Source organism: Bradyrhizobium sp. CCH5-F6, from assembly GCF_001556045.1.
GTDB lineage: Bacteria > Pseudomonadota > Alphaproteobacteria > Rhizobiales > Xanthobacteraceae > Bradyrhizobium.
This window is the reverse complement of the sequence record NZ_LSIC01000184.1, coordinates 1-9026: the sequence shown is the minus strand read 5'-3', so window position 1 is coordinate 9026 and position 9026 is coordinate 1. Positions and strand designations below refer to the sequence as shown.

The 9026-nt window shown below is 58.1% G+C and carries 7 protein-coding genes; 1 reads left to right on the top strand and 6 read right to left on the bottom strand.

What is annotated here, in order from left to right:
* Window positions 1-42: 42 nt before the first annotated feature.
* A complete protein-coding gene (locus AX729_RS31780; protein WP_006023681.1) occupies window positions 43-3015 on the bottom strand; it encodes a Tn3 family transposase in 2973 nt (990 codons plus the stop codon).
* Between the two features lie 135 nt (window positions 3016-3150).
* On the opposite strand from AX729_RS31780, the gene AX729_RS31775 reads away from it, so the two are divergent.
* Entirely contained in the window at window positions 3151-3777 is a 627-nt protein-coding gene (locus AX729_RS31775) for a recombinase family protein (RefSeq protein WP_024342673.1), read from the top strand.
* 444 nt (window positions 3778-4221) lie between these two features.
* Here the strand turns inward: AX729_RS31775 and AX729_RS31770 are convergent, their stop codons facing one another.
* From AX729_RS31770 to phnC, 5 genes are read right to left on the bottom strand one after another with little or no spacing between them, the layout of a single operon-like run.
* Entirely contained in the window at window positions 4222-5109 is an 888-nt protein-coding gene (locus AX729_RS31770; protein WP_006023683.1) for a LysR family transcriptional regulator, read from the bottom strand.
* A 7-nt stretch (window positions 5110-5116) separates the two neighbouring features.
* The gene (locus tag AX729_RS31765) at window positions 5117-6118 is read right to left on the bottom strand and encodes a phosphonate dehydrogenase (protein ID WP_006023684.1); all 1002 of its coding nucleotides are present in this window, start codon (window positions 6116-6118) and stop codon (window positions 5117-5119) included.
* 12 nt (window positions 6119-6130) lie between these two features.
* Window positions 6131-6949 carry a phosphonate ABC transporter, permease protein PhnE gene (gene phnE / locus AX729_RS31760; protein WP_006023685.1) on the bottom strand — a complete coding sequence of 273 codons (819 nt, stop codon included), beginning with the start codon at window positions 6947-6949 and terminating at the stop codon, window positions 6131-6133.
* A 7-nt stretch (window positions 6950-6956) separates the two neighbouring features.
* Window positions 6957-7817: a phosphate/phosphite/phosphonate ABC transporter substrate-binding protein gene (gene phnD, locus AX729_RS31755; RefSeq protein WP_006023686.1), complete on the bottom strand. Its 861-nt coding sequence runs from the start codon at window positions 7815-7817 to the stop codon at window positions 6957-6959.
* Window positions 7814-8665, bottom strand: a complete 852-nt coding sequence (gene phnC / locus AX729_RS31750; RefSeq protein WP_006023687.1) for a phosphonate ABC transporter ATP-binding protein — start codon at window positions 8663-8665, stop codon at window positions 7814-7816. Before phnC ends, phnD begins: the two co-directional genes overlap by 4 nt.
* Window positions 8666-9026: the final 361 nt, after the last annotated feature.

Below are 9026 nucleotides of genomic sequence, written 5' to 3'. Positions count from 1 at the left end.
GGCCCCTGAACATTAAAGGGGCACAGATATACGGCAGGCGGATCATGGGTTGAACGGGATGGCTCGGAACCCGTTTTTGTCGAGAGCCGGCTTTTCTTCCCAGAGGTAATCGCCGGTCAGGTTCACATGCTCCCATGTGAGAGGCGACAGGCTGGACAGCAGATGATCCGGGATAGCCTGTCCTGCACTGCGCAGGGCATCGATGACGCGGCCGATATAGATTGTGTTCCAGTGAATGATGGCGGTGACAACCAGATTGAGAGCGGATGCCCGGATCGACAGGTTTTCCTGACTGCGATCGCGGAAACGGCCGAGACGATGAAGATTGACTGCCCGAACAAGGCTGTTCCGGCTTTCGCCCTTGTTCAATTCAGCGGTAGTTGTCTTTCGCAATTGCTCGTCGTTGATCCAGTCGAGGGTGAAGAGGGTTCGTTCAATCCGTCCCATCTGGCGCAACGCCTGGGCAAGACCGCTTTGCCTCGTTGTCGCCGACAATCGCTTCAGCATGAGCGAGGCGCTGACGGTGCGCGTGCGTAGCGAGGTCATCAGGCGCAAGATATCATCCCAATGCGTCCGGATCAGATCGGCGTCAATCCGGTCACCCATGACATTCTGAAGAATTCCGTATTGTTTGGCCAGTCCGAAGGCGTAGAGGCATCGCCCGTCGAGATCGGGGATGCGCGGCACGAATGCGAAGCCGAGCGCATGACAGAGGGCGAATACAAGATCGCTGACGCCGCCGCCATCGACGTGGTGTCGGACAATATTAAGGCCAGCGTCGGTTTCCAGCAATGCGTCAAGCACGTGAACGGCTTCACTTGCCGTTGCGGCGATGATTTTGGTATGAAAGGGCGCGTAGCGACCAGAGATTGCGGTGTAGAGCTTGATAATCGGGTTGTTTCCATACCTGCCATTGACGCCGCCTGCGACTTCGCCGCCGTCGCCAAGATGGATATGTTGTCCGTCCGACGAGGAAACAGCGTGCGAGCCGAACACTGTTGAGAACGGGGCAGAGTGTTGAGCCTCAACCAGTTTGGCGAGCGCCAGAGCGAATGTCTCCTCGCGAAAATGCCAGATTGCCATCTGCTGTAGCTGGCGGCGCGTGATGCCGGGACAGGCATGCGCCATCTTCGAGAAGCCGAGATTTGTGGCTTCGGCGATCAGCGCCGCATAGAACACCCGCAGATCGGAAGGTGACCGACCGGTCTGGAGGTGCTCGAATAACGAACTGAAGCCGGTCATCCGGTCGATATCGGCCACAAGGTCCGTCAACCGGATTGGCGGCATGGCTGTCGCCACCCGCCTTGCGAACGCGATTGCGGCTTCGGTTTCCGTGCTTCTGACCGCTGGGACCCGCAATCCTTTTGCGCCGATGCGGGTATCGCCTCGACTAGTTTCCAGGCGACGTGTCGCCTCACGCAGCTTTTGATCCAGAGCGTCGGCCTTCTGGGCGAGATAGGTCTCGACATCGATCGGAATCGCGACCGGAATGCGGGCCTCGGCTTTGATGACGGCAAACGTCTGGTGCGAGATCATGTACTCGTCGAGTGCGCGGTAGGCGCGGGAACCCCTGATCCATATGTCGCCGGCGGCAATCCTGTTTTTCAGCTCGACGATGAGAAAGAGTTCCAGCATCTTCCGGTCGATCACGTCATCAGCGCCGACGATTTCCTTGCGCCATCGCGCATTCGCCAGCAGCAACGCCTTGCGGATCCAGGGCCGATCGTTTGATCTGGCCCCTTTCCTCCAGGCAGTTTCCATCTGCACAATAGCTTCAATGATATGTACGTTTCGGCGGTTTCCTTCAAAGGTGAACGAGGCCAGAAATGCAGCCGCGAACCGCCGGATGCGAGCATATTGAGCCGGCAGGTAGGTGATCAAATCATCCTCGCTGCGAGGCCTTCTCACTGCCTTCGCCGAAGCTGTTGCCTGAATGAGCTCTTCCCAGCTCGCGACAGTGGTCACCGCCTCATCAAGAGAAAGCCCAGCTTCGCGTTGGGCGGTTATGGCTTCGCCAAAATTGACGAAGAAATCGAGTGCGGATGTCGCCGACGATGCGGTTTCGAGGAGTTGCTTGTCACGGGCTGCCTCTGCCTGCCGAAAACTCTTGCCAATCAACGTCTCGAACATGCTGATCGCCGCGTCGGTGAGTGCTATTTCCATTTCCAGAAAAAACGCGGCCAATGTCGCGTGACGGCGGCCTGGCCGCATCTGCTCAAAATTCTGGGCAGTCAGACGACGACCTTCCTGTGCCATCCGACGAACACGGTGAGCCGGGATCGCTTGAAGCACATCATTGGGGACACCGACATGACGCACGGCCTCCAGTCGATCTATCAATCCCCGCATGGCCGTTGCCCCGGCTTTACCGGGAGGTTCTCGCAACCAGGATATGCCGCTCTGTTTTGCGCGTCGTCCCGCGCCGAGCAATGTTTCCATCCGAAGAACAAGGTCCGGCGTCAATCTTCCGGCGACATCGGTATACAGCGCCTCCTCGGCTTCAGTGCAAGCCTGCCCCGCCAACCGTTCGAGCACGGTAATGCCGGGAATAATGATGCGCCTCCGCCGCATCTCGTCAGCCAGTGTTGCAACGACAAATTTGTCTTTCGTCGAAGCGATCGCAATGCCGCGTGCAAATGCAAGCAGATCGGCGCGCAACGGGTGTGACAGTTCAGTGAAGCCATAGTGCTGGCGCAGGATGGCGAGCTGCTCATAGCGGGTTGGTGCTCTCCGTGCAAAAGTGGAAAGTGCCTCTGGCTCGATCCCGAGTTGTTCGGCCAGAAACGACAGCGCCACAGAAGGGATGACTTCCCCCCGCTGAATCAGGCGGCCGGGATAACGAAGAGCAGAGAGCTGAAGCGCTAATCCCAACCGAGTGTCATCATGGCGTCGAGTTTCGATAAGATGGCGATCATCGTCATCGAGGCACCAATGCCGGATCAGAGTGTCGTCATCAATGGGAAGAGCAAGGAAATTCTGCCGTTCGGCATCCGTCAAAATCATCCGGCGGGGCATGGGTACTCCGTTCGTCACAAAAAGATCGGAGATAACCGTTCATGGAGCTTACATTGCAAGACGGGTTATGTGACAATCTACAGACTTTGGCGCGACCAAATGAAGAATGTCACACAAACGGACGTATAAATGACATTGTTGATCGGATACGCACGGGTCTCGAAAGCTGATGGCAGTCAAGCCCACGACCTGCAGCGCGACGCCCTGATCAGGGCCGGCGTTCTGCCTGACCATATCTATGAGGATGCAGCCTCGGGCCGCCGCGACGACCGACCCGGTCTTGAGGCATGCCTGAAGGCGCTGCGTGTTGGCGACACACTCGTGGTTTGGAAACTGGATCGGCTCGGCCGTGATCTACGTCATCTGGTCAACCTGGTCGGCGATCTAACCAAACGCGCCATTGGTCTGAAGATATTGGCTGGCGAAGGCGCATCGATCGACACCACCACTACCAACGGCCGACTGGTATTCGCCATCTTCGCCGGGCTGGCTGAGTTCGAACGTGAGTTGATCGTCGAACGGACTAAGGCAGGCCTGGCGTCAGCCCGCGCCCGAGGGCGCAACGGCGGCCGCCCCTTCAAGATGACGCCAGCCAAGCTGCGGCTTGCCGCCGCATCCATGGGACAACCGGCAACCAAGGTGCGCGATCTCTGTGCCGAACTCGGAATTACCCGGCAGACGCTCTACCGGTTTGTCGGGCCAGAAGGCGAGTTGAGAGCCGATGGTGAAAAGCTGCTCAGTCGTCGCAAGCGCGAAACCTGAAGTATGCGAGGGGGACAGCTTCGTGCCTTCTCCGGCCGCTCCCGGACCCCTTTCGGACCTTGGTTCGAGAAAGTTGTACGGCAAGCCATGAGCCACTGCGGCCTTTTCCGGCAGAGGGCAGGAACGTCGCGGTGGAGTGGAATTCTGCGCTTTCGATTGGTTGCCGAGGGCGGCTTGGTTGCCACTTTGCGGACATTCGCCACAGGAGAAGCTAGCCAGATCGACTAAGAAACACGAACCCATGACATGGGTTGATGGAGCTGGGCCGCCTTCAGCTGACCGCAGAGCGCATGCGAAAACAGATCGCCTGTACCCACGCTCTTTGACGTCGCATTTAAGCTCCTCACTCAATCATCGAACCGGTTGAGCGACCGCTTAGACCGTGCGAAATACGCGTTCATGACCAACAAAACGCGCATGTAGCCGATTCGAGAGGCGCTGACGTCAGCGAGCGGATACCGTCTCATTGCAGTGAGCGTTCAATAGATGCTGGGCGAAGGCCGGTATAGGCATGCCCGAAATGCCGGTGCGCCAAGCGACAAACAGGTCCTTTCGTAGCGGCGGGTCAGGGAAGGGTAAGGCACGCAGGCTTCCGGCCCGCACCTCGTCCGATACGGCTGACGCCAGAACTAGAGAGATGCCAACTCCAGCCTTTACCGCCTGCTTGACAGCCTCGGTGCTACCCAACTGTAGGGAAACCCGCGGCATTTGAGCGTGATCGCCGAAATATTTCGCAAGCATCCGCCCGGTCCCGGTGCCAGGTTCGCCGCCGAGAAGCTCAAATGCGGATAACTGAACCGGATCAATGTGGTCTTGAGACGCCAATGGATGATCGGGCGGAACGATGACGACGACGGGCTCGCTTCTCCAGCGCTCGACTTGGCAGCCGTCGCGGTTGTCCCACCATTCCAACACGGCCACATCTATTTCGACATTCTCCAGTTTCTCGACGATGGACGGATTGCGGTCAATCACCATATCAAAAGCCGCTGGATCGCGGCCTTCCAGATATGACCGGACATAGGGCTGCAGCAGATAGATTCCGATATTGGAACTGGCACCGATCCGCGTGCGCTCCCCAGAGACCGCGGCGAGTGCACGCTCGTTAACCCTAAGGATGCTCTGGGCATAAGGCAGAAAGTTCATCGCTTCCCGCGTCGGCTCGCACCCCGTTCGGGAGCGATGGAATAGCAGGACACCCAGCTGCTCCTCAAGCTTCTGGATATGTGATGAGGCCGTCGGCTGAGCGATCCGAAGATATTCTGCGGACGCTTGAAAGCTCTTATGCTTCGCCAGGGCCAGAAATGTCCGCACCCATACTAGATTCAGCATTGCCGATCTAAGCCACTTGTCTCGGATTGTTGACGGCATCCATTGGCGGCTTACCCGAAAGGGCCTGCAGGATATTTTCTGCAGCGCGCAGTTCGATTGCCAAGCGAACTTTCTTAACAGCAGAGCCAATATGCGGGCTGAACATCGTGTTTGGGTGACCCAGCAAGCCCGGAGCGATCTCCCGCGGTCTGTCTTCGCGAGCCCAATCCTCCAGCTCGAACACGTCGGCGGCATACCCGCCGAGCTGACCGCTGGTGAGCGCAGTTAGAACAGCAGCTTCGCTCACGACAGAGCCGCGGCATGGATTCACGAGGTATGCGCCTGGTTTCATCAGGGCGAGCGTCCTGTCGTTGATCAGATGGATGGTGTCTGGGGCCAGCGCCAGGGCCAGGATGACGATATCGGATTCGGATAATACCTCCTCCAGGCTGCGCCGAGCAACACTAGGTCGAGCTTCGCCGCCGGGTGCTGGGATCGGCACCCGGTCGTTGTATAGCAGCGTTGCGCCCCAGCCATTCAGCCGTTCGGCGATGGCTTGCCCAATCGCCCCCATTCCGAGAATACCAATGGCGGACCCCGCGATGCCCAGGCCGAAAAACTCCGGCCGCCAACCGGCGAATTTGCCGCAGCGGACCCTGGCATCGGCCTGGATCATCTTGCGGGTGAGGCCGATGGTAAGGCCGATGGCCAACTCAGCCGTCGGCACGGTCAGGAGGTCAGGCACGATGCTCAGCCAGATGCCCCGGGCCGTACAGGCCGCGACATCGAAGTTATCGTAGCCCTTCAAGGCCGCGCCGATGACCTTCATCTGCGGGCAAGCTGCCAGGAAATCGGCGTCGACCCAGTCCGGCATGAAGGCCATCATTGCATCCGCCGTGCCGACACGGCGGCGAATCTCTTCGCGGGGCAGGGTTTCCATAGTTTGATTGGGAGTGACTTCACAATGGTCACAGAGGAGATCCAAGGTTTCCTGATGCACTTTGTGGGTGATGACGACGCGCGGTTTCACGATGGCCGGTCCTTACTTGAATTTCTTCCGCAAATAGCCGCTCAGGCCATCGACGATTGTCACCATTATCAGGATGACGAGTAAAATGGCGCTGACTTCTTGATACAACATGATTCGAAGCGATCCCATCAGCTCAAACCCAATACCGCCTGCGCCAACCATTCCCATTATCGTGGATGCGCGGAAGTTATATTCCCAGCGATAGACGGATACGTCTGCGAACTGCGATGACACTTGTGGCAGGACGGCGTGGAACAACACTTGAACCGGAGTTGCACCTGCGGCGCGCGCAGCCTCTATGGGGGCCTCATCGACATGCTCAATTGCTTCCGCAAAAAACTTGCCGACCATACCGACCGAATGCAGGCCTAATGCCAGAACGCCGGGTAAAGCACCAAAGCCTACGGCAGCAACGAAAATGATGCCCATAATCAGCTCCGGGACCGAGCGAAGAGCGTTTAGCAGGGTACGGGCGACATGAAATACGATCGTGTGCGGCGACGTGTTCCGGGCAGCAAGAAAAGCCAGCGGAAATGACAGAAGCACCGCTATTGCCGTTCCGGCAATACTCATTGCCAAGGTGTCCACCAGCGGCTTGAGCCACGCGCGCGCATTGGTGAAATCCGGCGGCATCGCCTCGCGGGCCAGCGTTAAGATGGCCGGAACCCCGTTTGCCAGGGTCCCGAAATCCAGAAGACCAACATACCAGAATGCAACCAGCACAATAGCGAGTACCGCAGCAACCTGGGCAGACTGCCGGATCCACGCCCGACTGTACTGATCGAGATAATGGTTTGTTGTGTTGATTGTGGTTGCGCCGAGCGTCGTCATCACGTCCTCACATCGCTCCGAAGTCGATTCCAAGCAACTTTCCCATATCGCGGATCACGTCGTAATCATTGTCCGTGATCGGGGCGAAACCGTCCGCCTTGAAGTTCTTCAGAACTGCGGGGTCCTTCAGGTTCACGAAAGTGGTGCGGATCTTGTCCTTCAGCTCCGGCTTCAGGTCGGAGCGCATCGTCCACGGGTATTGGGGATATTCCTTGCTGTAGGCGATGACCTTGACCTTGCCTGCGTCGACGAGCTTTCTCTCAAGAAGAGTTTTCCAGATCACCTCGGAAAGGCCCCCGACTTCCGCATTGCCGTTGGCGACATTCACCGCAACCGCATCGTGGCTGCCGACGAAGTGCTGCTGGTAATCGCGATCATTCACGACACCGGCTTCCGCCATCAACGTCTTCGGAATCAGATGGCTGGAGGTGGAAGCGCGATCGCCGAAAGCGACCTTCTTGCCCTTGATGTCGCTGAGCGAATTCACATTGGCATTCGCGTTGGCAATGACGACAGAGCGGTAAGTCGGCTTGCCGTCGCTGACCATTGCCGCAAACGGCTCGATATCGGCTTTGCCCTTGGCAAGCACGTACGAGAGCGGACCGAAATAGGCTATGTCGATCCGGCCGAAACGCATTGCCTCGATCATCGACGAGTAGTCTGTTGTCACAACCAGATCGACCTTCTTGCCCAGTTCCTTCTCGAGGTAGTCCTTGAGCGGTTGATTGCGCTTGATCAACTCGGACGCATTCTCATCCGGTAACAGTGCGACCTTTAAAGTCTCTGGATTCGGATTGGCGGCGTGGGCTGGCGCTGCCAGCCCCATGGCAAGGGCGGCAGCAATGGCAAATTTCAGCAGGCGGTTCATAGGGACATCTCCATCTCAGGCGTAAACGGTGGCTGGGCGTAGGCGGGGTTACTCGTCCGGCTGGGTGCGATTGGCTCACGGCGGTGCCCGGCGTATATCGCGGCGAAATTGTCGTCATTGAGCTCATCAGGAGCGCCGTCAAACACAACATGTGCACCGGCAAGGCCAATGATCCGGTCTGCAAAGCGCTGCGCGTATTCCAGCTGGTGCAGCGACACGATGGCGGTGATGCCGTCTTCTTTGCACACCTGGCGAAGCAGTTCGAGGATCTTCTCCGAGGTGGCGGGATCGAGGCTGGCGACAGGCTCGTCGGCCAGAATGATGTTGGGCTGCTGCGCCAGCGCGCGGGCAATCCCGACACGCTGCTTCTGGCCGCCAGAGAGCTGATCGACACGCGTCATGGATTTGTCGGCCAGACCGACGCGCTCGAGGCAGTGGAGAGCCAGTTCCAGGTCCGCGCGGGGCAGCGGGAAGAAACTGCGCAAGGTATTGTGATAGCCGAGTCGGCCGGTGAGGACGTTGGCGAGGGCCGTATGTCGCTCGATCAGCTGATGGTGCTGGAAAATGAGTGCCGTTCGGCGCCGGTGCTGGCGGAGTGCGCCGGTCGGGCCAAGGACACCGAAATCCGATGAGACAATCTCGCCGGAGGTAGGTTTAACAAGGAGGTTCAGGGAGCGCAAAAGTGTCGATTTCCCCGCACCCGACAGGCCGAGTAAAACGGAGAACTCGCGCTGGAAGAAATCGAGGGTGGTCGATCTGAGCGCCACCACTCCGCCTGAATAGGTCACACCGACATTTCTGAGCCGCAACACGTATTTGCGGTCGGTCTCGGCATCGCTGGGCTTCATGGATCACCATCTGTAATGTGAATGACGCAGAGATTGCGTTTCGCAATACAGTAGGGCTCGTGGATGACACTTCGATGTCAAGGTCGCGAAGGTTTTGTGACTCTATCCGTCAGTGAAGTGACCCTTCGCCGCGTGCAAGGCGGACGATGCTGCATTGCGGCAAGGTTGTTACATCCGCAAATGTCTCATTTCCGCGTTCAAACCTAGGTGCTTGTGTTGTGAATGGCGTCTCGTTCCGATGGGCGAGACGAACGGCAAAGTTCCACCCTTCTACGACCTTCGACTGTGGCGCGGAAGCCCGTCGCTGTTCGTGATCTGAACTTTCTACCGTATATCTGTGCCCCTTTAATGTTCAGGGGCC

Coding starts and splice junctions, on each gene's coding strand:
- AX729_RS31780 (WP_006023681.1), bottom strand. CDS start 3,015: ATGCCCCGCCGGATGATTTTGACGGATGCCGAACGGCAGAATTTCCTT.
- phnD (WP_006023686.1), bottom strand. CDS start 7,817: ATGAACCGCCTGCTGAAATTTGCCATTGCTGCCGCCCTTGCCATGGGG.
- phnE (WP_006023685.1), bottom strand. CDS start 6,949: ATGACGACGCTCGGCGCAACCACAATCAACACAACAAACCATTATCTC.
- AX729_RS31770 (WP_006023683.1), bottom strand. CDS start 5,109: ATGCTGAATCTAGTATGGGTGCGGACATTTCTGGCCCTGGCGAAGCAT.
- phnC (WP_006023687.1), bottom strand. CDS start 8,665: ATGAAGCCCAGCGATGCCGAGACCGACCGCAAATACGTGTTGCGGCTC.